Source organism: Streptomyces lydicamycinicus, from assembly GCF_000829715.2.
GTDB classification, from domain to species: Bacteria; Actinomycetota; Actinomycetes; order Streptomycetales; family Streptomycetaceae; genus Streptomyces; species Streptomyces lydicamycinicus.
This window is the reverse complement of the sequence record NZ_BBNO01000008.1, coordinates 578,897-602,311: the sequence shown is the minus strand read 5'-3', so window position 1 is coordinate 602,311 and position 23,415 is coordinate 578,897. Positions and strand designations below refer to the sequence as shown.

Sequence of the window (23,415 nt, the reverse complement as noted above, 5' to 3'; positions counted from 1 at the left end):
ACTCCATGGCTAAGACCGGTACGACGACCCAGGGGCTGCGCGCGGCGATCGAGCGCAGTGGCTATTACCCGACGCTCGTGGCCGAGGCGGTGCAGGCCGCGGTCGGCGGTGAGCCGGTGGTGTCGTACCTCGTCCATCAAGAGACGACCTTCGACGCCAACGAGGTCCGCCGCCATGTCACGGTCCTGGTCCTCACCGGCACCCGCTTCATCGTCAGTCACACCGACGAGCAGGCCGCCGACGCCACCTCACCGTCGCCGTACGCCACCACCTCCACCGAGTCCGTCAAGCTGGGCCGGATCTCCTCCGTGGTGCTCAGCCGGGTGGTCGCCAACCCGGAGTCGTACACCCCGGGCCAGCTGCCCCGTGAGGTCGTGCTGACCATCGGCTGGGGCGCGGTCGCCCGCCTGGACCTGGAGCCGGCCGCCTGCGGCGACCCCAACTGCGAGGCGGACCACGGCTACACGGGCTCCTCCACCGCCGACGACCTCTCACTGCGGGTCAGCGAGGCCGGGGACGGCCCGGACTCGGTGCGCGAGACGCTCACCTTCGCCCAGGCGCTCTCCGAGGCCACCGCGGCCACCACCACCCGCTGATGGTCCACACCGCCCCCGCCTGGCCGGAACCCGAACCGCTCGACCCGCTCAGCGCCCCGGTACCCCGGTACGGCACCGCCTCCCTCGCCGATCTGCTGCCCACCATCGCCACCGGGCTGGGCATACCCGGCCTCGCGGGCGCGATGGAGCTGGCGCCCGCCGACCGCGCCTGTGTCTTCCTGATCGACGGCCTCGGCTGGGAGCTGCTGCGTGCGCACCCGGAGGAGGCACCGTTCCTCACCTCGCTCCTGGGCACGTCGTTCAACGGCAGCGGCCGACCGCTCACCGCGGGCTTCCCCTCCACCACGGCCACCTCCCTCGCCTCGGTCGGCACCGGACTGCCGCCGGGCGCCCACGGCCTGCCCGGCTACACCTGCGAGGACCCGGCGACCGGCGCCCTGATGAACCAGCTGCGCTGGTACCCGTGGACCGACCCCTATGTCTGGCAGCCGTATCCGACGGTCTTCCAGCTCGCGGACGCCGCCGGCATCCACACCTGCCAGGTCTCCGCGCCGAACTTCCAGCACACCCCGCTCACCAAGGTCGCACTCAGCGGCGGCACCTTCCACGGCCGGCTCTCCGGCGAGGAGCGGATGGACCTGGCCGCCGAACAGCTCGCCGCCGGTGACCGTTCGCTGGTCTACACGTACTACTCCGAGGTCGACGGCAAGGGACACCGCTACGGCGTCAACTCCGATGCCTGGCGCGGCCAGTTGATGTACGTCGACCGGCTCGCCCAACGGCTGGCCGAGCAGCTGCCACCGCGCAGCGCCCTCTACATCACCGCCGACCACGGCATGATCGACATCCCCTTCGACCCCGATTCCCGGATCGACTTCGACGAGGACTGGGAACTGCGCGCCGGCGTACGCCTCTTGGGCGGCGAGGGCCGGGCCCGGCATGTGTACGCCCACCCGGGCGCGGCCGCCGATGTGCTCGCCGTATGGCGCGAGGTGGTCGGTGAGCAGATGTGGGTCGCCAGCCGCGAAGAGGCCATCGCCGCAGGGTGGTTCGGGCCGCAGGTCGACGACCGGGTGCGTGCCCGGATCGGCGATGTCGTCGCCGCCGCCCACGCCGACATGGTGATCATCGCGACGGAACGCGAGCCCCGGGAGTCGGAGATGGTCGGGATGCACGGCTCCATGACCCCGGTGGAGCAGCTGGTGCCGCTCCTGGAAGTCCGCACCTGACCCGTACGGCCGCTCGCCCGCCCGCCGCCCCACCCCCTCACGAGCCCGAAAGGCCCGCAACTCCCCATGCCCGAGCTGGTGTTCTTCTCCGGAACGATGGACTGCGGCAAGTCGACACTGGCCCTACAGATCGAGCACAACCGCTCGTCCCGCGGACTCCAGGGAATGATCTACAGCCGCAACGACCGGGCCGGCCACGGCAAGCTCTCCTCCCGCCTCGGTCTGGTCACCGAGGCCGTGGAGGCGGCGGACGACATGGACTTCTACGCGCATGTCGTCGGCCATCTCTCCTCCGGCGGCCGGGTCGACTACGTCATCGCCGACGAGGCCCAGTTCCTCGCCCCCGAACAGATCGACCAGCTCGCCCGGGTCGTCGACGACCTCGAACTGGACGTCTTCGCCTTCGGCATCAGCACCGACTTCCGCAGCAAGCTCTTCCCCGGGTCCCAGCGCCTGGTCGAACTCGCCGACCGGGTAGAGGTGCTTCAGGTCGAGGCGCTGTGCTGGTGCGGCGCCCGCGCCACGCACAACGCCCGCACGGTCGGCAACCGGATGGTCGTCGAGGGCGCCCAGGTCGTGGTCGGTGATGTCGTCGGTGACGCCGACGGCCCACCGGCCGAGGTCGGCTACGAGGTGCTGTGCCGGCGTCACCACCGCCGCCGCCAGACCTCGGCGTCCGCCCGCGCGGTCGCGCTCTCCCCGGACGTCCTGCCGGTCGACCACGTGAGGTAGCAGTAGCCGGCGGACGGGAGCCGGCCTCTGGCGGATGGGGTGACCGGCCCTCAGCGCCGCTGGATGAGCGTGAAGACGGCGCCCTCGCTGTCGGAGACGGTCGCCGGCCTGCCGTGCGCGGAGTCGTGGGGGCCGTCCAGCACATGCCCGCCCAGTTCGATCACCCGGCGGACCGCCGCGTCCGTGTCGGAGACGGCGAAGTACGTCATCCAGTGGGAGCCCCGGTCACGTGGCAGGGCGCTGCCCACCCCGTGGATGCCGGCCACCGGATGATCCTTCAGATGCAGCGTCAGATAGTCGAAGTCGGCGGAGTCCTCCGGGGACAGGGGCTCCGCCTCGAAACCGAAGACATGCTCGTAGAACGGCCCGACGGCGGCGGTGTCCCGGGTGACCAGCTCGTTCCACACCGCGGTGCCCGGCTCGCCGGTGAACGCGGTGCCCATCATCGATCTGCCCTGCCAGACACCGAAGATCGCCCCCTGCGGGTCGGAAGCGATCGCCATCCGCCCCGTGTCGTCCTCGGCGTCCAGCGGCCCGACACCCACCGTCCCACCGCAGGAACGGATCTGTTCGGCGGTCACATCCGCGTCGTCGCTGGCCAGATACGTGGTCCAGGAGACCGGGAGATGGCGGTCGGGCGCCAGTTCGCCGACCCCGGCGACTTCCCGGCCGTCGAGGAAGGCCCGGGAGTACGGACCGAAATGCTGCGGCCCCGGACGGAACTCCCAGCCGAACAGCGCCCCGTAGAACTCCTGCGTCACGGGCAGGCTGTGGGCCAGGAGGCTCACCCAGCAGGGCGCGCCGGGCATCCGCCGGGTCGCTGCCTCGGTCGTCATTGTCACTCTCTCCTCGGAGCGTCGGGTGCTGACCATGTGCGGTACGGGCGCGGGTCCCGTGCAGATGCTCGCACCCGGTGACCTTGTGTGCGCCCCGGCCGCGCCGTCCATGACACGTTCGCGAGGGAGAATGCCCGTTTTAGGGTTCCCCAGCCGTTTCAGCGGAGTTACGGCAGGGTGTAACTGCGCCATACGGAGGGTGGGCACCCACCTTCTGTACGTAGTCGTCGCTACGCAAGGATGAGTCCTATGAATGCCATCATCACCGCTACCGAACTCGCGAGCGAGTTGGCGCGGCCCACCCCGCCGGTGCTTCTGGACGTCCGCTATCAGCTCGGCGGGCCGCCCGGCCGCCCCGAGTACGCGGCCGGCCATGTACCCGGCGCGGTCTACGTCGACCTCGACAGTGAACTGGCCTCACCCCCCGGCCCGGCGGGTCGTCACCCGCTGCCCGACCTCGACGTGTTCGCCGGGGCCATGCGGGCCGCCGGTGTCCGCGCGGACCGTCCCGTGGTCGTCTACGACGGCGGCCAGGGCTGGGCGGCCGCCCGCGCCTGGTGGCTGCTGCGCTGGACCGGTCACCCCGAGGTGCGGGTGTTGGACGGCGGTCTCGCGGCCTGGCAGGCGGCCGGCGGCGCGCTGAGCACCGAGCAACCGGCCCCGCCGGCCGGTGACTTCACACCGCTGCCCGGCGCGCTGCCGCTGCTCACAGCGGACGACGCGGCCGCCGTGGCCCGCCGCGGCCTCCTGCTGGACGCCCGGGCCGCCGAGCGCTACCGCGGTGAGGTCGAGCCCATCGACCGGGTCGCCGGCCACATCCCGGGCGCCGTGTCCGCGCCGACCACCGAGAACGTCGTCGAGGGTGACACCGTCTTCCGTGACGCCGCGGACCTGGCCAAGCGGTTCGCGGCGCTGGGTGCCACCGCCGACGTCGAGGTCGGCGTCTACTGCGGTTCCGGGGTCTCCGCGGCCCACCAGGTGCTGGCCCTCGCGGTCGCGGGCATCCCCGCCGCGCTGTACGTCGGCTCCTGGAGCGAGTGGTCGGCCGACCCGTCCCGTCCGGTCGCCACCGGCCCGCAGCCCGGCTGACCCCCGTAGCACGCCCGTCCGCCCGCCCCGGGAAACCGGGACGGGCGGACGGGATGACGCGCTGGGGGCGGCGGCCCCGTTACTCCGGCTTCTTGCGCCGGGTGCCGAAGACGATCTCGTCCCAACTGGGCACCGCGGCACGGCGCCCGGGGCGAACGCCGTCCGCCTCGGCCTGCCGGTCCGTCGTGCCGGTCAGCCGGTCACGATGGCCGGCCACCGCGCGCGGCATCAGCACATCGGCGTACGCGGACCCCGCGCCCGCGCTCGCCGCCGGAGCGGGCGGCTCCTCGACCTCGGCCTCGGCCTCCTCATCGCTCTGCGGCGACTTCGTGCTCTCCGGTACGACCATGTCGCCACGGAAGCTCGGCACCGCCTCCAGCAGGCTGGTCAGCGAATCCCGCTCCCGCTCACCGGTGGCTTCCTCCACGACCCGCGGCTCGTCGTCCTCACCGCCGGACTGCGCCGCGCGCTCGCCGCGCTCGGACGTCTGCCGGTCCAGGGCGCGGTCCAGCGGCCGGTCGCGCGGCAGCCGCGCGATCCGCGGTACGAACGGGAAGCTCGGCTCCGGCGTGTCGTCGCTCTCGCCGATCAGGGCCCGCGCCTCGTCGTCCACAGCCTGGACGAGCCGCCGCGGCGGGTCGTAGGTCCAGCTCGCCGAGTGCGGTTCGGTCGCGACGCGGTAGACCAGCAGCACCTCCCAGGTGCCGTCGTCCCGGCGCCAGGAGTCCCACTGGACGCTCTCCTTGTCGGCGCCGCGCAGCAGCAGCCGCTCCGCGACCGCCTCACCGAGCTGCGGACCGGTGTTCTCGCCGGGGCGCCGCACCGGGGTCTTACGGGCCCGCTCGGCCATGAACGCACGCTCGGCGAGCACCGGGCCCTCGAAGCGGCGCACCCGGTCGACGGGGATGCCGGCGAGCTGGGCGACCTCTTCCGCGGAGGCACCTGCTCTTATACGCGCCTGGATGTCCCGTGGGCGCAGATGGCTCTCGACCTCGATCTCGATCTGGCCCAGCCGCGCACGGTCGTTGCGGACGGCGGCGCGCAGCCGTTCGTCGATCGGAAGCGTGTACTCGGTGCTGTCCGCAGCTTTGAGCACCAGCCGTGTGCCGTCGTTGGAGACGGCCACGACACGCAGTTCGGGCATGGGGACCTCCCGGGTGGTGCCTGCCGACGTCACGTGCGTCGCTGCTTCCGCTAGTCGAGTGTGGCCTGCCCGGGTGCAGCCTGCCACAACATTGCCGAGTTGCCCGGCGTGTCGGGGCTTGGCCCTGAAACGCCGTTATGACACGGTTACCTGTTCGCCACGCTCAGTGACCGTGTCCCTTGCCTGTCGCCGTGCACCCGTGCCGAGCGGCGGCGCCCCGGGTGAGTGCCGCCTTCAGGGCCCCTCCCGCGGGTTCCGGGCAGCCGGACGGGAACCGGGGCCAGGGCTCGCCACAGTACTCCATTTGGACCACTTAGGTGGACCGCCGCGCCGCCGAACTTCTGGGCGGGCAAGGGTGTTCGGTCGTCTTGTCGACCTCTCGACCTGGGGCTCAGGTGGCGAGTTTCACAGATTCCCCAAAATCGGAACCAATGGCTCCGCCGAATGGTCACTTCTCCATGCAAGATGGATCGAAGGGGCTATCAAAGGTTGGAGATGGACGAAGAAACCGAAACCGACACGAAGAAGAAGGAGAAGCGGATAGACCTGAGCGTCGCTCAGGTTGCCGGCAGCGCGCTCGCTGCGGCCGTCGCCGCGTACCTCGCGGGCCGGCTCGGCGTCTACGGAACCATCATCGGCGCGGGTCTGGTCAGTGTCGTGGCCACGACCGGCGGCTCGATATTCCACCACCTGTTCCGGCGCACCGGCGAACAGATCAAGGAGGCGACGGTCACGACCCGGCCGAAGCCACGCCGCTCCTCCGCCACCCGAAATCGATCCACCGCACCGCACGCTCGGCAGGCCGGTTCCACGATGGTGCTGCCGACCTTCGACAAGCAGGGCACGGAGGACCAGGTCACCTCCGTCGCCGCCAGAACACCCGGGCGCGACACTGCGGCCCGTACCCAGCTGATCCCGCGGGCCGAGCAGGCCCGCCGCCGTGATCCGGCGAGCGCCCACCCGGATCCGCCGTCCGACGACGCGACGCGGATGCTGTGGCCCGCCGGCCACGGCGGGATCGGCGCCCCGCGCACGGCGGACGGCGCGGGCCCGGAGCGGCCCGCCGACCGCACGCAGCTGGTGCCGCGCCTCGACGAGCGGACCGTGGCCCCGGGCCGGGCACCCGCCCACCCGGCCGGCCGGCCCGCGCGGCACCCGGCCGGACCGCCCGAGGAGCTCAGCACCACGACGTACGGCACCCGGCTGCGCGGCTGGAAGCGGCCGGCACTCGGTGCGCTCGCGGTCTTCGTGCTCGCCATGGGGGTGGTCACCGGCACCGAGCTGATCACCGGGCAGACGCCGAGCGGCGAGAAGGGCACCACGCTGAGCTACCTCACCCACACCGGGGGAGGAAGCCGGCAGCAGCCCGGTACGCCGCAGTCGCCCGACCCCGGTTCGCCGGAGAAGGGCAAGCACCACGGCAACAGCGGCGAGCCCGGCCCGGACCGGGGCACGTCGGAGGACGACGGCACCCGCAAGGGAACGGGCGGCGACTCCCCGTCGCCGGCCCCGAGCCCGTCCGACGGCGACAAGGCGTCGCCGGACCCCGGCGAGCCCTCGTCCCCGAACCCGTCCCCGAGCGAGTCCACCGACGACGGTGGCGCAGGCAGCGGCGACGGTTCGAACGGCGGTGAGGACCAGGGAGGCCGGTACGACCAGCAGGAGTCCGCCCCCCAGGCCCCGGAGCCCGGCGCCTCCTGACCCTGATGTCTGCCGACCCCGGTGGGTCCGTCCCGGCGGACGGACCCACCGGTCGGGCGGACCCACGAAGGCCGTGCCCCGGTGCCCTTACGGGTGGCCGGGGCGCGGCCTTCGTCGCCGGTCAGTCCCCCAGGACCCGCCGCAGATACGGATTGGCGAACCGGCGCTCCGGGTCCAGCCGGTCGCGGATCGCGGTGAACTCACCGAACCGCGGATAGACGTCGGCGAGATACGCGGCGTCGCGGGTGTGCAGCTTGCCCCAGTGCGGGCGCCCCTCGTGCGCCGTCATGATCCGCTCGGCGGCCGCGAAGTACGCCTGGTGCGGCGTTCCCCGGTACATGTGCACGGCGAGGTACACGGTGTCCCGGCCCGAAGCGGTGGACAGCGGGAGGTCGTCGGCGGGCGCCGTGCGCACCTCCACCGGGAAGCTGACCTTGAAGTCGGAGCGCTCCACCAGGGCCTTCAGCTCACCCAGCGCGGCGACCGCGGCCGCGCGGGGCAGCGCGTACTCCATCTCCACGAACCGCACCCGCCGCGGCGAGGTGAACACCTTGTAGGGGATGTCGGTGTACGTACGGGCCGACAGCGCGCGGCTGGAGATCTTGGCGATGCCCGGTATGGCGGCCGGCACGGCCCGCCCGACGGTGCAGGCGAGCTGGAAGACCCCGTTGGACAGCAGCTCGTCCTCGATCCAGCCGCTGACCTTCCCGGGGGGCGCCGCCGGGCCCTGGCTGCGGTTGTTGCGCTTGGTGTTGCAGCTGCCGGTGTGTGGGAACCAGTAGAACTCGAAGTGCTCGTTCTCGGCGACCAGCTCGTCGAACCGGTCGGTCACCTCGTCGAAGGGCATCGGCTCCTCGCGGGCGGTCAACAGGAACTCCGGTTCCACGGCGAAGGTGAGCTCGCTGATCACGCCGAGCGCGCCCAGACCCAGCCGCGCCGCGGTGAAGATCTCCGGGTTCTCGCCGGCGGAACAGGTCAGGACCGAGCCGTCGGCGGTGACCAGTTCGAGGGCGGTGATCTGGGCGGCGATCGACGCCGAATCGCGGCCTGTCCCATGGGTGCCGGTGGCGGCCGCCCCGGAGACGGTCTGCTCCATGATGTCGCCCATGTTGGTCAGCGACAGTCCGTACGCGGCCAGCGTCGCGTTGAGGTGCTTGAGCGGTGTGCCGGCCGCGACCGTCACCGTCCCGGCCTCGCGGTCGACCGTACGGACCCCGGTCAGCCGCTCGGGGCGGATCCGCAGCCCGTCGGTGGCGGCCACCGGCGTGAAGGAGTGGCCGGTGCCGGCCGCCTTGACCGTCAGCCCGTCCGCGGCGGCGGCGCGGATCGCGGCCGCCAGCTCCTCGGTGCTCGCCGGGGCCACGCTCCGGGTGGGGCGGGCGGTGACATTGCCCGCCCAGTTGCGCCAGGGCCCGGTGGTCGGCCCCCGCCCTCCCGAGCCGCCGACGGCGTTGCTGACTGCCATGGTGACGTCCCCTCCCTGCGCGGGTCGGCCGCGTACGGCCGCCGTTGGTGTGAGCGCATGATGTCAGTCACCGACACGGCATCCGGGCGGGGTGACGGGAATCACAGGGGCGGGAAACCGGCTGGAATCGACCGGCTCCCGGACATGTCGTACCGCCGGTAACAGGCAAGCGGGCGGGGCCCGTTCACGCCGTGCTCCGGAACGGCCCGATCCGGTCCGGGCGTCGCTGTAACAGCCGGGCCCGGCCCGAGCTCCGCCGTAGCGGCCGGGCCGGCGGGCTCCGCGGGACCGCCGCTACGCGACGTGCTCCTCGTCCTGCCGCTCCGCGACCGGTCCGTCCCGGCCGGGCAGCCCGCCGGCCACGGGCGGGCCCGCCACCGGTGGGGTGGGCTGCGGACGGAGCCTGCGGTAGCCGGCGAACGCCACCAGTGCGGCGAGCAGACCGGCGGCCCCCGGCACCAGATAGCCCCGGGCGGCACCGGCGGCGTCCACCACCCAGCCGGCCGCCGACGAACCCAGCGCGACGCCCACCGCCAGGCCGGTGCTGGTCCAGGTCATGCCCTCGGTCAGCTTCGACCGCGGGACATGCTCCTGGATCAGCGCCATCGTGGTCACCATCGTCGGGGCGATGGACAGCCCCGCGACGAACAGCGCGACGGCCAGCAGCGGCAGCGAACCCACCAGTTGCAGCGGCACCATGCTCACCGCCATCGCGCAGACCCCCACCACCCACCGCCGGGACGCATGCCCCTTGAGGTGCAGCAGCCCGAAGACGGCACCGGCCAGACAGGAGCCCAGCGCGTAGACCGCCAGCACCAGACTGGCCGCGGCCTTGTGTCCGACCTCCTCGGCGAACGCCACGGTCACCACATCGATCGCCCCGAAGATCGCGCCGGTCGCCACGAACGTCACCACGAGCACCTGAAGCCCCCGTGACCGCAGCGCCGACCCCTTGGTGTGCTGCTCCCGCGGATGCGGCACCGGCTCCGTGGCCCGCTGGGCCGTCAGCCAGAACACCCCGGCGGCCAGGAAGACGGCGGCCAGCAGCGGCCCGGCCTCCGGGAACCACGCGGTGGACAGGCCGATGGACAGGATCGGCCCGAAGATGAAGCACGCCTCGTCGACGATCGACTCCCAGGAGTACGCGGTGTGCAGCTCGCGCGGGGAGCCCCGGTAGATCTCCGCCCAGCGCGCCCGGATCATCGAGCCGACGCTCGGCACACACCCCGCACAGCCCGCGAAGACGAACAGCAGCCAGTCCGCCCAGCGCTGCTGGGCGCTCAGCAGCAGACCGGAGACCGCGGCGATCGAGACCAAGGTGGCCGGGCGCAGTACCCGGCTCTGCCCGTGCCGGTCCACCAGCCGGGAGATCTGCGGGCCGAGGACCGCGGCGGACAGTGCGAGGGTCGCGGAGAGCGCGCCCGCCAGGCCGTAGCGGCCGGTGAGCTGGGAGACCATCGTGACGATGCCGATGCCCATCATGGACAGGGGCATCCGGCCCAGTAGTCCGGCGGCGGAGAACGACTTGGTGCCGGGGCGGCCGAAGATGGCGCGGTAGGGACTGGGCAACGAGGATGCTCCGCCGGTGAGGACCGAAGATCGGTAAGGGATGTCTTTAGCCGATACAGCTTACGGGCGGTGTACCACCACCCGCCTCCGGTTTTCGGGGCGCTCCCAAGCCGTCGGCCGAGCCCGGGTGCCGGGGCCTGCCCCTCGCCCCCGTGGGAAGGGTGGCAGGATCGATGGCATGCCCGAACAGCGTGATCCCAGCCCCTATGACGCCCTGCTGCTGCTGTCGTTCGGCGGCCCCGAAGGCCCCGACGACGTGGTCCCGTTCCTGGAGAACGTCACCCGCGGCCGTGGCATCCCCCGTGAGCGTCTCAAGGAGGTGGGTCAGCACTACTTCCTGTTCGGTGGCGTCAGCCCGATCAACGCCCAGAACCGGGAGCTGCTGGAGGCGCTGCGCAGCGACTTCGCCGCACACGGCCTGGACCTGCCCGTCTACTGGGGCAACCGCAATTGGGCGCCCTACCTGACCGACACCCTGCGCACCATGGTGCAGGACGGCCACCGCCGGATCGCCGTCCTGGCGACCAGTGCCTACGCCTCGTACTCGGGCTGCCGCCAGTACCGCGAGAACCTCGCCGACGCGCTCGCCGACCTGCGCGCCGAGGGCCTGCCGGTGCCGCAGGTCGACAAACTGCGGCACTACTTCAACCACCCCGGCTTCCTCCGCCCCATGATCGACGGGGTACTGGCGTCGCTCGCCGGACTGCCCCAGGACGTACGGGACGGCGCCCACCTCGCCTTCACCACGCACTCCATCCCCACCGCCGCCGCCGACACCTCCGGCACCCCCGGCGACCACACCCGGGACGGCGAGGGCGGCGCCTACGTCGCCCAGCACCTGGACGTGGCGCGGATGATCGCGGACGCCGTGCGCGCGGAGACCGGGGTGGAGCACCCCTGGCGGCTCGTCTACCAGTCCCGCAGCGGCGCCCCGCACATCCCGTGGCTGGAGCCGGACATCTGCGACCACCTGGAGGAGCAGCACGCCGCGGGCGTCCCGGCCGTCGTCATGGCCCCCATCGGGTTCGTCTCCGACCACATGGAGGTCAAGTACGACCTCGACACCGAGGCCACCGCCAAGGCCGCCGAACTGGGACTGCCGGTCGCCCGGTCGGCCACCGTGGGCGCCGACCCCCGCTTCGCCGCGGCCGTCCGTGACCTCCTCCTGGAGCGCGCGGCCACCGAACGGGGCGACACCCCGGAGCGCTGCGCCCTGGGCGCCCTCGGCGCGAGCCACGACCTGTGCCCGGTCGGCTGCTGCCCCGCACGCGCAGCGCGCCCTGCGGCGGCCGGCGCCGACTGGCGGGGCCCGGTCGCCGAGGCTCCCGCGTAAGCCCGTACGCCCGCCCGACCACCGCTCGTCCGAGCAAGGAGCATCGTGCCCGATCAGCAGCACTCCGACGCCCCGCAGACCGACCCGGCGCAGACCGCAGCGCTGTACGACGAACTGCTCGACATCGCCCTGGAGGCCGCCCGCCGCGCGGGGACACTGCTGCGCGACGGCCGGCCCGCCGACCTGGGCGTGGCCGCCACCAAGTCCAGCCCCATCGACGTCGTCACCGAGATGGACATCGCCTCCGAGAAGCTGATCACCGGCTTCATCGGGGAGCGCCGCCCCGACGACGGCTTCCTGGGGGAGGAGGGCGCCAGCACCGACGGCACCAGCGGCGTCCGCTGGGTCATCGACCCCGTCGACGGCACCGTCAACTACCTCTACGGCCTGCCGTCCTGGTCCGTGTCCATCGCGGCGGAGAAGGACGGTGAGGTGGTCGTCGGGGTCGTCGCCGCCCCGATGCGCGGGGAGACCTACCAGGCCGTCCTGGGTCGTGGCGCGTTCAACAACGGCGAGCGCATCCGGCACCGGCCCGCCCCGCCGCTCTCCCAGGCACTGCTCGGCACCGGCTTCTCCTACCTCGCCGAGCGCCGGGCGGCCCAGGCCGAGGTGCTGCGCACGCTGGTGCCACAGGTCCGTGACATCCGGCGCGGCGGCTCGGCCGCGATCGACCTGTGCGATGTGGCCTGCGGCCGGCTCGATGCCTACTACGAGCGCGGCCTGAACCCCTGGGACCTGGCCGCCGGCGCCCTGATCGCCCGCGAGGCCGGTGCGCTCACCGGTGGCCGCCCCGGCAGGGAGGCCGCCCTGGAGCTGACCCTCGCCGCCTCGCCGGAGCTCTTCGCGCAGCTCCAGCCGCTGCTGGACGAGCTCGGCGCCTGGCACGACTGAGCGGACGCCCGTCCGGGCACGACAGCGCCCCGGCACCATCCCCTGGATGCCGGGGCGCTGTCGTCATACGCGGAGGAGCGGTCAGGCGCTGACCGCTCCAAGGCGCACACCGTGCTCGTTCGCCAGCCGCTGAAGATCCTCCAGCTCTGCCTGCTCGACCTCGGCGAGGAAGTCATCGCCCGCAGCGCGGGCCCGGTCCAGATCGGCTTCGGTGTTCTGTATGCGCTGCAAAATGCCTGCGGTGAAAGCGTCCATGTGCGCCCCCTCGTCGTGGGTCGGTGGGCACGGGGGTGTGCCGACGGGTGGGTCGATCACGGCGTGGTCCCTGCGATGGAGCAGTCCATGGCAAGTTGCCGAAGAAACAGGGCGTGATCGCGGGTGTGCAGTCGTCCTCCCCACCCGCCACCTCAGCAAAACCTCAACCCGCCCAGGAATCCTGCCCGTCGCGCCCCCGGCCCCGCCCGCCGGCCACCCCACACCCCTCTTACCGCCGGTTTACGGCTGTTCGGGGCAGGATGGAAGAGCTTTCAGACAGAGTTGTACCCGCCCGTAAGGGCCCTGAGGAAGGACTAGCGACGTGCGTGTTCTCGTCGTCGAGGACGAGCAGCTGCTCGCCGATGCGGTGGCCACCGGACTACGCCGGGAGGCCATGGCGGTCGACGTGGTCTACGACGGCGCTGCCGCTCTGGAACGGATCGCGGTGAACGACTACGACGTCGTTGTCCTCGACCGTGACCTGCCGGTCGTCCACGGCGATGATGTCTGCCGCAAGATCGTCGAGCTGGGGATGCCCACCCGTGTCCTGATGCTCACCGCCTCCGGCGACGTCAGCGACCGCGTCGAGGGCCTGGAGATCGGTGCGGACGACTACCTTCCGAAGCCGTTCGCCTTCACCGAGCTGACCGCGCGGGTGCGCGCCCTGGGGCGGCGTACGACCGTCGCGCTGCCGCCCGTCCTGGAACGGGCCGGGATCAAGCTCGACCCCAACCGGCGCGAGGTCTTCCGTGACGGCAAGGAGGTCCAGCTCGCACCGAAGGAGTTCGCGGTGCTGGAGGTCCTGATGCGCAGCGAGGGCACGGTCGTCTCGGCCGAGCAGCTCCTGGAGAAGGCCTGGGACGAGAACACCGACCCGTTCACCAACGTCGTCCGGGTCACGGTCATGACCCTGCGGCGCAAGCTCGGCGAGCCCGCGGTGATCGTCACCGTCCCCGGCTCGGGATACCGGATCTGACCGGCGATGCCTTCCCTGCCCTCGTTCTCCAAGACGGCCGGTCCGCCGCCGGCCACTCCGCCCAAGCCCACCTGGGACCCCCGGCCGGTCAACGTCCGGCCCTTCCCGTGGCTGCGCCCGACCATCCGGATACGGCTGACGCTGCTGTACGGCGGCATGTTCCTGATGGCCGGCATCGTGCTGCTGACGATCATCTACATGCTGGCAGCGGACGCGCTGCACGACGGCAGTGCGCTGCCGCTGAAGATCCTCGGCGGAAAGTTCGAGTCGACCAGCGACATCTGCGACCTGCCCACCCAGACGTCCGGGCAACTGCTCCAGGAGGCCGTCAACAGCTGTCTTCAGCATCAGCGGGCGGTGGCGCTCAACAGCCTCCTCAACCGCTCCCTGCTGGCCCTGCTCGGCCTGACGGTGGTGGCGTTCGCTTTTGGTTATGCGATGGCGGGGCGGGTGTTGTCGCCGTTGGGGCGGATCACGCGGACGGCGCAGCGGGTGGCGGGTTCGGATCTGCATCGTCGGATCGAGTTGGGTGGTCCGGATGATGAGTTGAAGGAGCTGGCGGACACGTTCGATCAGATGCTGGACCGGTTGGACCGGGCGTTTGAGTCGCAGCGGCGGTTTGTGGCGAATGCGTCGCATGAGTTGCGGACGCCGTTGGCGATCAATCGGACGTTGTTGGAGGTGCAGCTGGCGGATCCGGCGGCGTCGCCGGAGCTGGCGCAGTTGGGCAAGACGTTGTTGGCGACGAATGAGCGCAGTGAGCAGTTGGTGGAGGGGTTGTTGCTGCTGGCGCGTAGTGAGAACCGGGTGGTGGACAAGAAGCCGGTGGATTTGTCGGAGGTGGCGGCGCAGGCGGTGGATCAGACGCGGGAGGAGGCGCATGCCAAGGGGGTGGCGTTGCGTGGGGCGCGTGAGCGGGTGTTTGTGCAGGGGAATGGGGTGTTGTTGGAGCGGATTGCGTTGAATTTGGTGCAGAACGCGGTGCGCTACAACGTGCCGGAGGGGGGTTGGGTGGAGGTGGTCACCGAGCCGCAGCCGGGGTGTGCGGTGTTGGTGGTGGCCAATACGGGGCCGGTGGTGCCGGCGTATGAGGTGGAGAATCTTTTCGAGCCGTTCCGGCGGCTGCGGACGGAGCGGACGGGCAGTGACAAGGGTGTGGGTCTGGGGTTGTCGATCGTGCGGTCGGTGGTGCGGGCCCATGACGGGAGCATCACGGCGCAGCCCCGTGAGGGCGGCGGTCTGATCATGCGGGTCGTCCTGCCGCTCTGACGCAGGCCAGAGCGCGGTTGTACGCCTGCTGGAGCCCCTGTACGCCCCCGTGGGCAGGCATCGGACATCTGTGCGTACGATCGCTCGTCTCGCGGCCGTATGCCGCCTCGCCTCCCGGTTTGACGAGAAGGGGGGTCGGCGTGGATCCTTCGCCCCGAGTTCGCTTTGCGCGGAATTGAACCGGTCCGCCTGCCGGTCTTTGCGTGTGTGATCCCTCACAGGCGCGAAATTCCAGCCATCTACGCTCCGTGATCAAAATGCCCGTCGGAATGCCGGGGAAGTCCGGGTTTCCGGGGGGTCAGATCACGGGAAGTACAGGTGGTGGGCTGCGCGAGGTGCGACTTTCGGACCGTGTACGGTCCTGATCGCCATCCAAACCGATCACCTCTTCAGGGGTGCGGTTGGGTGTCGATTGAGTAACAGACCTTGATGTGAGGCAAAATCTCCGCCTCAGGTCGGGCACAAGTCCGGCCTCTCACGCGTTACGAGCGCTGAGACACCGCAGACACCCAGAGGGGGAGAGCGAAAATGGCTACGGATTACGACACCCCACGCAAGACCGACGACGACCTCAACGAGGACAGCATTGAAGAGCTGAAGTCGCGGCGGAACGACAAGTCCGCCTCGGCCGTCGACGTCGACGAGTTCGAGCAGGCCGAGGGCCTGGAGCTGCCGGGCGCGGACCTTTCCAACGAAGAGCTCGCGGTGCGCGTGCTGCCCAAGCAGCAGGACGAGTTCACGTGCATGAGCTGCTTCCTGGTCCACCACCGCAGCCAGCTGGCCGCGGAGGACAAGAACGGCAACCCGATCTGCCGCGACTGCGCGGCCTGAGAACGGTCTGCGCCGTGGCAGGCGTGAACCCGTTCCGTAAGGGACCCAAGGGCGCCGAAGGACCGGCGGCCGGCGCACGATCACGCGAGGAAACCGCGCCCGTGCCCGCCGACCCGACCGCCCTCCCCGCGGAGCGGACGACCGGTGCACTGAAGGAGCGAGGCCGCACGGCCTCGCTCGCGGCCTTGCTCGGTCGCGGTGCCGGCGGCAGGGTGCGGGCAGGGCTCGCCGTGATCGCCGACCGGATCATCGACCTCGCCCCACGGATCCCGGTCCGCGACCTCGCCACCCTGCGCGCCCAGTTCCCCGGACTGACCCCCGAGGACCTGGCCGACAAGCTCGTCGCGGGCGCCTGCAAGGGCACCGCCACCGTCGGAGCGGGCGTCGGCGCGGCAGCGATGCTGCCCGTACCGCCCGCCATGCCGGCCGAGCTGGCCGCCGAGGTCACCGGCGTCGCCTCGGTCGAGATCAAGCTGATCGCCGAGCTGCACGAGGTCTACGGCCTGCGGCCGGCGGGCAACTTCCGGCAGCGGGGGATGGCCTATCTGATGTCCTGGACCGAGGAGCGGGGCATCGACATCGCCAAACCGACCTCGCTGAACATCGCCCTCGGCATGCAGATGCGGCGCGAACTGCGCCAGCAGATCATGAAGCGCACGCTGCGCAATCTCCCCAACCTCATCCCGTTCATGATCGGCGCCTCCGTCGGCGCGTTCATGAACCGCAGGGACACCCGGAAGCTCGCGGACAAGGTCCGCAAGGACCTGCGCACGAAGCAGGTCCCCTGGGACGCGCTCCCCGACTCCGCCCCGGCCGCCCGCACGGACGGCGAGGGCCCCGGCCGGCCCCCACTCCCGCCGGGCGACTGACCCGGGCCGGAACCGCAGGTCAGCCGCGTACGGCCGTCAGCGCCGCCACCAGACGCTCCGGCTCCCGCGTCGAGAGATAGGCGTACGGCGTCGGGTCCTCGGGGTCGGTGATCTCCACCCGCACCGCGGTACGGATATAGCCGCGCAGCAGCATGAACGCCCGGGCGTCGGCCTTGTGCGTACGCCACGCCAGCGCCTCGTCCGCGTCCAGCGCCCGGGCCTCGCCCAGCGCCGTCGCCGGGATCTTCGCGTCGCCGGCGATCAGCGCGCCGCCCACCACCCGGATCCGCGCCGAGCCGTACCCGCTCACGCCCACCGCGGCCAGCGCCGCGCCGCCGATCAGCCCGCCGAGCATCGGCAGCGTCCCCAGGGGCAGCAGCATCAGGGCACAGGCGACGCCGGTCAGCGCGGCGATCACCCACCAGGACCGGGGCGCGGTGAGACGTTCTTCGTACGACTGCATGGCTCCAGCTTGGCACGGCGGCGCGGGCCCGCTACGCGCGCGGGTAGGGTCTGCACTCGTGAGTGGAACTGACGAACCCAGGGCGCGGCTGACGCCACCGGCGGACGCCGTCGCTCCGGTCCGGCATGCCGAGGCGCCGGCACCCGGAGGACTCCTCGGCGCGCACTACGACCGGTGCTTCGGCTGCGGCACCGGCCAGCCCCACGGTCTGCACCTGGAGGCGCGGGCCGGTGACGGTGTGAGCGTGACCGCCGAGTTCACCGTCAAGGAGGCCCACCAGGGTGCGCCCGGTCTGGCGCACGGCGGAGTGCTGGCCACCGCGCTGGACGAGACGCTCGGCTCGCTGAACTGGCTGCTGCGGGTGATCGCGGTGACGGGCCGCCTGGAGACCGACTTCGTACGGCCGGTCCCCCTGGGCACCGTGCTGCACCTCGACGCGCGGGTCACCGCTGTACACCGCAGAAAGATCTACTCGACGGCCGTGGGGCGCATAGGCGGCCCGGACGGCCCGGTCGCGGTGCGCGCCGAAGCCGTCTTCATCGAGGTGAAGGTCGACCACTTCATCGACAACGGCAGGACCGAGGAGATCCAGGCGGCGATGGCCGACCCGGACCAGGTCAAACGAGCGCGTGCCTTCGAGGTGAACCCGTGAGTCAGGTACGGAATCCGGTAGATGTGCTGCTGCGCCGGCTGGACCCGGACGTGCCCGTTCCGTCGTACGGGCATCCCGGCGACGCGGGCGTGGATCTGGTGACCACCGAGGCCGCCGAGCTGGCGCCGGGGGAGCGCACCGTGCTGCCCACCGGGGTGTCGATCGCGCTGCCCGACGGCTACGCGGCCTTTGTGCACCCGCGGTCGGGGCTGGCCGCGCGGTGCGGACTGGCGCTGGTGAATGCCCCCGGGACGGTCGATGCCGGGTACCGTGGAGAGATCAAGGTGATCGTGGTCAATCTGGACCCGCGCGAGCGCGTGCGGTTCGAACGATTCGACCGGATCGCCCAACTGGTCGTCCAGCAGGTCGAGAAGGTGCGCTTCCACGAGGTGGCGGAACTTCCCGGCTCGGCGCGGGCCGAGGGGGGATTCGGTTCCACCGGCGGTCATGCGGCGGTGGGCGGCTCCACGGGCGGGAATGAATACGCATCGGTCGGTGCCGACCGGGAAGGACAGTGACGTGTTCGGACGTCGCAAGAAGAACGAGGCTCCTGAAGAGTCGGCCAAGGACACCACGCTCGCCGACGAGCGTGCGGTGAGCGACGCCGACGAGGACGAGGCGGAGCAGCAGCGGCTCAGCCTTCCGCCCGCGCCGCGTCCCGACGGTCCCTGGGACGCGTCGGAGGTCTCCGAGCCCGGCGAGGGCCGGGTGGACCTCGGCGGGCTGTTCGTGCCCGGTGTCGAGGGCATGGAACTCCGGGTGGAGGTCGCCGGTGACGCCATCGTCGCCGCGACCGTGGTGCTTCAGGACAGCGCCGTACAGCTACAGGCCTTCGCCGCCCCCAAGAACGAGGGGATCTGGGGCGAGGTCCGTGAGGAGATCGCCGCCGGCATCACCCAGCAGGGCGGGGTCATCGACGAGGTCGAGGGCCCGCTGGGCTGGGAGCTGCGTGCCCAGGTACCCGTGCAGCTGCCGGACGGCACAAACGGGGTGCAGGTCGTGCGCTTCATCGGCGTCGACGGCCCCCGGTGGTTCCTGCGGGGTGTGATCTCCGGCCAGGGCGCGGTGCAGCCGCAGGCCGCGGGCGTGCTGGAGCACATCTTCCGGGACACCGTGATCATCCGCGGCGATGCCCCGATGGCGCCCCGCGACCCGATCGTCCTGAAGCTGCCGGACGACGCCCAGATGGTGCCGGACGGTGTGCAGCAGGAGACGGTCGAGCAGTCGCGCTTCGGCGGCGGTGTGGAGCGTCTGGAGCGCGGACCGGAGATCACCGAGATCCGCTGACACCACCCGGCGGCCGGGCGGCGCGCAGGCGCCCGGTGACGGCCGGAACATGACGGTCACAAGGGCCCGTACTCCCCGATGGGGGGTGCGGGCCCTTCCGTTTGTGCAGGTCAGGTCGTGATGCGTAAGAAAGCCGTCAACGGAGCGCTAATGGCCGTAAGGGAGGCGTCAACAGCGGTCACACGGGGCGGGAACGGCGCTTTGCTCTAGGGGTCCTGTCCGCCCCGTCCCTCTAGGAGCACACGATGGCCGACGTGGCCTTCGTCGTCGTCACGATCGCGGTCTTCGCGCTGGTGGCCCTCGTCGCCAAGGGGGTGGCGAAGCTGTGACCGCCGAAAACATCGTCGGCCTGCTCGTGGCCGTCGCCCTGCTCGGCTATCTGGTCCTGGCCCTCGTCTTCCCGGAGAGGTTCTGAGGTGTCGACTGCTGCTGCCGCGGCGGGCCAGCTGAGCCCCGTTCTCGCCGGCGTGCTCCAGCTGACCGCGCTCATCGCGGCGCTGGCCCTGGCCTACCGTCCCCTCGGCGACTACATGGCCGCCGTCTACAGCTCTCCCCGGCACCTCCGCGCCGAGAAGGTCATCTACCGCTGCATCGGTGCCAATGCGGACGTCCAGATGCGCTGGCCCGCCTACCTGCGCAGCGTCCTGGCGTTCTCCGCGGTGGGCGTGCTCTTCCTCTACCTGCTCCAGCGCCTCCAGGGCGGGCTGCCGCTGTCCCTCGGCTTCGCGTCGATCAGCCCCGACCAGGCGTTCAACACCGCGGCCTCCTTCGTCGCCAACACCAACTGGCAGTCCTACAGCGGCGAGCAGGCCATGGGCCACGTCGTACAGACCGCCGGCCTCGCGGTGCAGAACTTCGTCTCCGCCGCCACCGGCATGGCCGTCGCCATCGCCCTCGTCCGCGGCTTCGCACGCGCGCGGACGGGCGAACTCGGCAACTTCTGGACCGACCTGGTCCGCGGCACCGTACGGGTCCTCGTCCCGATCGCCGTGATCGGCGCGCTCGTCCTCGTCGCCTGCGGCGCCCTCCAGAACTTCTCCGGCATCCACGAGGTCGGCCAGTTCATCGGCGGCTCCCAGCAGACCAACGGTGGCGCGGTCGCCTCCCAGGAGGTCATCAAGGAACTGGGCACCAACGGGGGCGGCTACTTCAACGCCAACTCCGCCCACCCCTTCGAGAACCCCACCGCCTTCACCAACCTCTTCGAGATCTTCCTGATCCTCGTCATCCCCTTCGCGCTGACCCGCACCTTCGGCAAGCTCGTCGGGAATGTGAAGCAGGGCTACGCCGTCCTCGCCACGATGGGCGTCATCTGGCTCGGCTTCACGGCGCTGATGATGTGGACCGAGTTCGCCCACGGCGGCCCGGCCCTGGAGGCCGCGGGCGCCGCCATGGAGGGCAAGGAGACCCGCTTCGGCGTCGGCTCCTCCGCGATCTTCTCGGTGGCCACCACGCTCACCTCCACCGGTGCGGTCGACTCCTTCCACTCCTCGTTCACGGCCTTCGGCGGCGGCATCCAGCTGCTCGGCATGATGCTGGGCGAGATCGCCCCCGGCGGCGTCGGCTCCGGCCTCTACGGCATGCTGGTGATGGCGATCATCGCGGTGTTCATCGCCGGGCTGATGGTGGGCCGGACACCCGAGTACCTCGGCAAGAAGATCGGCACCCGCCAGATCAAGCTGGCCGCCTGCTACATCCTCATCACCCCGACGCTGGTGCTCGGCTTCACCGCCGCCTCGATGGTGCTGCCGGACGCACTGGGATCGATGCTCAACACCAAGGCGCTGGGCGCCGGTTCGCACGGCTTCTCCGAGGTGTTGTACGCCTTCACCTCCGGCGCCAACAACAACGGCTCCGCGTTCGGCGGCCTCAACGCCAACACCCCCTGGTACAACACCACGATCGGTCTGGCGATGCTGCTCGGCCGCTTCCTGCCGATGGTGTTCGTGCTCGCCCTGGCCGGCTCGCTCGCCGAGCAGCAGCCCGTCCCGGAGACCGCGGGCACCCTCCGTACCGAGAAGCCGCTCTTCGCCGGGCTGCTCGTCGGCACGATCCTGATCATCACCGGTCTGACCTACTTCCCGGCGCTGGCCCTCGGGCCGCTGGCGGAGGGTCTGTCATGACCGCCCCCGTGAAACCGGAGGAGCCCGGCTCCATGTCCACCGCCACACCGACGCGCGCTCCGCACCAGGACGTCCCCAGCGGGCACAAGCCCGGCGACGGCCGGGTGGGCGGCGGCCTCTTCGACCCCAAGCAGCTGCTCAAGTCCTTCCCGGACGCCCTCCGCAAGCTCGACCCCCGGGTGATGGCCAAGTCCCCCGTGATGTTCGTGGTCGAGGCCGGCTCCGTGCTGACCACCCTCTTCGCCTGCATGTCCCCGTCGGACTGGTTCGGCTGGGCGATCGCCGTCTGGCTGTGGCTGACCGTCATCTTCGCCAACCTGGCGGAGGCGGTCGCCGAGGGCCGCGGCAAGGCGCAGGCCGACACCCTGCGCAAGGCCAAGACCGACACCGTGGCCCGCCGGCTGAACGGCGCGGTGGAGGAACAGGTGCCCGGCACCGAGCTGCGCATCGGCGATCTGGTCGTGTGCGAGGCCGGCGACATCATTCCCGGTGACGGCGATGTCGTCGAAGGTGTCGCGTCGGTCGACGAGTCGGCCATCACTGGTGAGTCGGCGCCGGTGATCCGCGAGTCCGGCGGTGACCGCTCCGCCGTCACCGGCGGTACGAAGGTGCTCTCCGACCGCATCGTCATCAAGATCACGACGAAGCCCGGCGAGACCTTCATCGACCGGATGATCAACCTCGTCGAGGGCGCCGCACGGCAGAAGACGCCCAACGAGATCGCGCTGAACATCCTGCTCGCGTCGCTCACCATCGTCTTCCTGCTGGCGGTGGTCACCCTCCAGCCGTTCGCGATCTACGCGGGCGCCGAACAGCCCATGATCGTGCTGCTCGCCCTGCTGGTCTGTCTGATCCCGACGACGATCGGCGCGCTGCTCTCGGCCATCGGCATCGCCGGCATGGACCGACTGGTGCAGCGCAACGTGCTGGCCATGTCCGGACGCGCCGTCGAAGCGGCAGGCGATGTATCGACATTGTTGCTCGACAAGACCGGCACCATCACCCTCGGCAACCGCCAGGCAGCCGAGTTCGTCCCCGTGCGCGGCACCACCGAGGCCGAGGTCGCCGATGCGGCCCAGCTGTCCTCACTGGCCGACGAGACCCCCGAGGGCCGCTCCATCGTCGTCCTCGCCAAGGAGAAGTACGGACTGCGCGAGCGCCACCAGGGTGAGCTGACCGGCGCCGAATGGGTACCGTTCACCGCCCAGACCCGGATGTCGGGTGTGGACGTCACCGAGGACGGCCGGCACCGCAAGGTCCGCAAGGGCGCGTCTGGTTCGGTCATCGCCTGGGTCAAGGAGCGCGGCGGCACGGTCGCCGCCGACGCCCAGCAGCTCACCGACGCCATCTCGCAGGCCGGCGGCACCCCGTTGCTGGTCGCCCTGGAGGACGAGAGCGGCCCCCGCGTCCTGGGAGTCATTCACCTCAAGGACGTCGTCAAGGACGGGATGCGCGAACGCTTCGTCGAGCTGCGCAAGATGGGCATCAAGACCGTCATGATCACGGGTGACAACCCGCTGACGGCCAAGGCCATCGCCGACGAGGCGGGCGTGGACGACTTCCTCGCCGAGGCCACGCCCGAGGACAAGATGGCGCTCATCAAGCGTGAACAGGCCGGCGGCAAGCTGGTCGCGATGACGGGCGACGGCACCAACGACGCACCCGCGCTGGCGCAGGCGGACGTCGGGGTGGCCATGAACACCGGCACCTCGGCCGCCAAGGAGGCCGGGAACATGGTGGACCTGGACTCCAACCCGACCAAGCTCATCGAGATCGTCGAGATCGGCAAGCAACTGCTGATCACCCGGGGCGCACTGACGACCTTCTCCATCGCCAACGACGTCGCGAAGTACTTCGCGATCATCCCGGCGATGTTCGCGGTGGCCTATCCGGGCCTGGACACCCTCAACATCATGCGGCTGTCGAGCCCCAACTCCGCGATCCTCTCGGCGATCATCTTCAACGCACTGATCATCGTCGCGCTGGTACCGCTCGCCCTCAAGGGCGTCCAGTACCGCCCCGTAAGCGCCGACAGGATGCTGCGACGCAACCTGGCGGTCTACGGACTCGGCGGCCTCATCGCCCCCTTCATCGGCATCAAACTCATCGACCTGCTCCTCTCTCTCCTCCCCGGAATCGGGTGA

Annotated in this window: 23 protein-coding genes; 17 read left to right on the top strand and 6 right to left on the bottom strand. The window is 71.1% G+C overall.

The features are described 5' to 3' along the window. Positions 1-5 precede the first annotated feature (5 nt). The 3 genes from TU31_RS28900 to TU31_RS28890 all read left to right on the top strand — a co-directional run bounded on the left by TU31_RS28900 (position 6) and on the right by TU31_RS28890 (position 2,518). A complete protein-coding gene (locus tag TU31_RS28900) occupies positions 6-596 on the top strand; it encodes a DUF5998 family protein (RefSeq protein WP_006602644.1) in 591 nt (196 codons plus the stop codon). After that, on the top strand, positions 596-1,786 hold the full coding sequence (locus TU31_RS28895) for an alkaline phosphatase family protein (protein ID WP_042159778.1): 1,191 nt from the start codon (positions 596-598) through the stop codon (positions 1,784-1,786). The genes TU31_RS28900 and TU31_RS28895 overlap by 1 nt, the downstream gene beginning before the upstream one ends. Positions 1,787-1,852: 66 nt before the next feature. Next, positions 1,853-2,518 carry a thymidine kinase gene (locus TU31_RS28890; protein WP_042159776.1) on the top strand — a complete coding sequence of 222 codons (666 nt, stop codon included), beginning with the start codon at positions 1,853-1,855 and terminating at the stop codon, positions 2,516-2,518. Positions 2,519-2,568: 50 nt separating this feature from the next. On the opposite strand, the gene TU31_RS28885 is transcribed toward TU31_RS28890, so the two are convergent. Further along, a complete protein-coding gene (locus tag TU31_RS28885; RefSeq protein WP_042159773.1) occupies positions 2,569-3,354 on the bottom strand; it encodes a VOC family protein in 786 nt (261 codons plus the stop codon). 249 nt (positions 3,355-3,603) lie between these two features. On the opposite strand from TU31_RS28885, the gene TU31_RS28880 reads away from it, so the two are divergent. Then, complete coding sequence (locus TU31_RS28880) at positions 3,604-4,443, top strand: sulfurtransferase (RefSeq protein WP_042159771.1); 840 nt, start codon at positions 3,604-3,606, stop codon at positions 4,441-4,443. Positions 4,444-4,522: 79 nt separating this feature from the next. Here the strand turns inward: TU31_RS28880 and sepH are convergent, their stop codons facing one another. After that, positions 4,523-5,587: a septation protein SepH gene (sepH, locus tag TU31_RS28875; protein WP_042159769.1), complete on the bottom strand. Its 1,065-nt coding sequence runs from the start codon at positions 5,585-5,587 to the stop codon at positions 4,523-4,525. Between the two features lie 495 nt (positions 5,588-6,082). On the opposite strand from sepH, the gene TU31_RS28870 reads away from it, so the two are divergent. Next, on the top strand, positions 6,083-7,288 hold the full coding sequence (locus TU31_RS28870) for a hypothetical protein (RefSeq protein WP_042159767.1): 1,206 nt from the start codon (positions 6,083-6,085) through the stop codon (positions 7,286-7,288). A 121-nt stretch (positions 7,289-7,409) separates the two neighbouring features. Here the strand turns inward: TU31_RS28870 and TU31_RS28865 are convergent, their stop codons facing one another. Then, positions 7,410-8,753 carry a D-arabinono-1,4-lactone oxidase gene (locus tag TU31_RS28865; RefSeq protein WP_042159765.1) on the bottom strand — a complete coding sequence of 448 codons (1,344 nt, stop codon included), beginning with the start codon at positions 8,751-8,753 and terminating at the stop codon, positions 7,410-7,412. Between the two features lie 294 nt (positions 8,754-9,047). Then, positions 9,048-10,322, bottom strand: a complete 1,275-nt coding sequence (locus TU31_RS28860; RefSeq protein ID WP_042159763.1) for an MFS transporter — start codon at positions 10,320-10,322, stop codon at positions 9,048-9,050. Positions 10,323-10,500: 178 nt separating this feature from the next. Between TU31_RS28860 and TU31_RS28855 the strand changes: the two genes are divergently transcribed. Together TU31_RS28855 and TU31_RS28850 are read left to right on the top strand one after the other, a co-directional pair. Continuing rightward, positions 10,501-11,655 carry a ferrochelatase gene (locus tag TU31_RS28855; protein ID WP_042159760.1) on the top strand — a complete coding sequence of 385 codons (1,155 nt, stop codon included), beginning with the start codon at positions 10,501-10,503 and terminating at the stop codon, positions 11,653-11,655. A gap of 45 nt (positions 11,656-11,700) precedes the next feature. Further along, positions 11,701-12,546, top strand: coding sequence for an inositol monophosphatase family protein (locus tag TU31_RS28850; RefSeq protein ID WP_042159758.1), 846 nt, complete (start codon positions 11,701-11,703; stop codon positions 12,544-12,546). Between the two features lie 81 nt (positions 12,547-12,627). Here the strand turns inward: TU31_RS28850 and TU31_RS39240 are convergent, their stop codons facing one another. After that, positions 12,628-12,801 (bottom strand): hypothetical protein, encoded by a 174-nt coding sequence (locus TU31_RS39240; RefSeq protein ID WP_181018680.1) that lies wholly within the window; start codon positions 12,799-12,801, stop codon positions 12,628-12,630. 322 nt (positions 12,802-13,123) lie between these two features. On the opposite strand from TU31_RS39240, the gene TU31_RS28845 reads away from it, so the two are divergent. From TU31_RS28845 to TU31_RS28830, 4 genes are all read left to right on the top strand, one after another. Beyond that, positions 13,124-13,777, top strand: coding sequence for a response regulator transcription factor (locus tag TU31_RS28845; RefSeq protein ID WP_006602630.1), 654 nt, complete (start codon positions 13,124-13,126; stop codon positions 13,775-13,777). Between the two features lie 6 nt (positions 13,778-13,783). Further along, a complete protein-coding gene (locus tag TU31_RS28840; protein WP_042159755.1) occupies positions 13,784-15,046 on the top strand; it encodes a sensor histidine kinase in 1,263 nt (420 codons plus the stop codon). 528 nt (positions 15,047-15,574) lie between these two features. Further along, positions 15,575-15,877 (top strand): DUF4193 domain-containing protein, encoded by a 303-nt coding sequence (locus tag TU31_RS28835; protein ID WP_016575747.1) that lies wholly within the window; start codon positions 15,575-15,577, stop codon positions 15,875-15,877. Positions 15,878-15,978: 101 nt separating this feature from the next. Next, the gene (locus tag TU31_RS28830) at positions 15,979-16,746 is read left to right on the top strand and encodes a hypothetical protein (RefSeq protein ID WP_042159753.1); all 768 of its coding nucleotides are present in this window, start codon (positions 15,979-15,981) and stop codon (positions 16,744-16,746) included. Between the two features lie 19 nt (positions 16,747-16,765). Here the strand turns inward: TU31_RS28830 and TU31_RS28825 are convergent, their stop codons facing one another. Next, complete coding sequence (locus tag TU31_RS28825; protein WP_042159752.1) at positions 16,766-17,209, bottom strand: DUF3093 domain-containing protein; 444 nt, start codon at positions 17,207-17,209, stop codon at positions 16,766-16,768. A 58-nt stretch (positions 17,210-17,267) separates the two neighbouring features. Here TU31_RS28825 and TU31_RS28820 point away from each other — a divergent pair, with 58 nt between their 5' ends. The 6 genes from TU31_RS28820 (at position 17,268) to kdpB (ending at position 23,415) form a co-directional block, all read left to right on the top strand. Then, the gene (locus TU31_RS28820; protein ID WP_042159749.1) at positions 17,268-17,861 is read left to right on the top strand and encodes a PaaI family thioesterase; all 594 of its coding nucleotides are present in this window, start codon (positions 17,268-17,270) and stop codon (positions 17,859-17,861) included. Continuing rightward, positions 17,858-18,379 (top strand): dUTP diphosphatase, encoded by a 522-nt coding sequence (gene dut, locus TU31_RS28815; protein ID WP_042159747.1) that lies wholly within the window; start codon positions 17,858-17,860, stop codon positions 18,377-18,379. Before TU31_RS28820 ends, dut begins: the two co-directional genes overlap by 4 nt. 1 nt (position 18,380) lies before the next feature. Then, positions 18,381-19,148 carry a DUF3710 domain-containing protein gene (locus tag TU31_RS28810; RefSeq protein WP_042160103.1) on the top strand — a complete coding sequence of 256 codons (768 nt, stop codon included), beginning with the start codon at positions 18,381-18,383 and terminating at the stop codon, positions 19,146-19,148. A gap of 325 nt (positions 19,149-19,473) precedes the next feature. Continuing rightward, positions 19,474-19,563 carry a K(+)-transporting ATPase subunit F gene (gene kdpF, locus TU31_RS36270; protein ID WP_042159745.1) on the top strand — a complete coding sequence of 30 codons (90 nt, stop codon included), beginning with the start codon at positions 19,474-19,476 and terminating at the stop codon, positions 19,561-19,563. Positions 19,564-19,594: 31 nt separating this feature from the next. After that, positions 19,595-21,271: a potassium-transporting ATPase subunit KdpA gene (gene kdpA / locus TU31_RS28800; protein WP_042160101.1), complete on the top strand. Its 1,677-nt coding sequence runs from the start codon at positions 19,595-19,597 to the stop codon at positions 21,269-21,271. Between the two features lie 32 nt (positions 21,272-21,303). Beyond that, a complete protein-coding gene (gene kdpB / locus TU31_RS28795; RefSeq protein ID WP_107070774.1) occupies positions 21,304-23,415 on the top strand; it encodes a potassium-transporting ATPase subunit KdpB in 2,112 nt (703 codons plus the stop codon).